The sequence below is a fragment of the Halalkalibacter lacteus genome (assembly GCF_036663595.1).
Classification (GTDB): domain Bacteria; phylum Bacillota; class Bacilli; order Bacillales; family Bacillaceae_D; genus Halalkalibacter; species Halalkalibacter lacteus.
In genome coordinates, this window is sequence record NZ_JAWRVL010000089.1 from 1 (window position 1) to 650 (window position 650).

Annotated in this window: 1 protein-coding gene; it reads right to left on the reverse strand. The window is 38.8% G+C overall.

What is annotated here, in order from left to right; genetic code table 11:
* Positions 1–614 (reverse strand): carbohydrate ABC transporter permease (locus SAZ04_RS21600; protein WP_431309044.1); only part of this gene is annotated, 614 nt, incomplete at its 3' end.
* Positions 615–650: the final 36 nt, after the last annotated feature.

A 650-nucleotide genomic window follows, 5' to 3' on the forward strand; every position in this document is an offset into this window, starting at 1 on the left:
AGCGGGAATGTGATTTTCCAAAATTCCTGCCATTTATTGGCTCCATCTAAATTAGACGCTTCATAAAGTCCTTGATCAATCGTTGCAAGTCCCGCTAAATAGAGAATGACATTAAAGGCAGCCGCTTGCCATACGGCAACGATCACAATCCCAACCCAAGCTAAATCGGGACTACCTAAAATATTGGTTGCGAGCGTTGTGATCCCTAGATTTTGAGCAATTGACGGGAGAAACACTGCAAAAATATAGTTGAAAATAAAACCGACAATCAAAACACTTAATATATTCGGCATGAAGTAAACGCCTCGAAGCGTTTTGCTAAACTTAATTTTGGCATTTAACCCAAGCGCAATGACTAAACTAATAATATTGACAAGTACCGTTGAAAGAATAGCAAACTTAAAGGTAAATATGTACGCATCCATGGCTCTTGCGTCCTGGAATACATTGATATAGTTTCTGAAACCGACAAAATCCCAATCTCCATACCCTCGGTAGTTTGTAAAACTATAAAACACCCCTTGGATGACCGGAAACGTATGAAAAACAAAGAACACAACAAACGCAGGTAGAATCATTAGTAAATAAGGATTCAATTTTTTCTTACCCATCATAATCCTCTCCTTTTATGAGGAAAGGGGCTCTTGTGG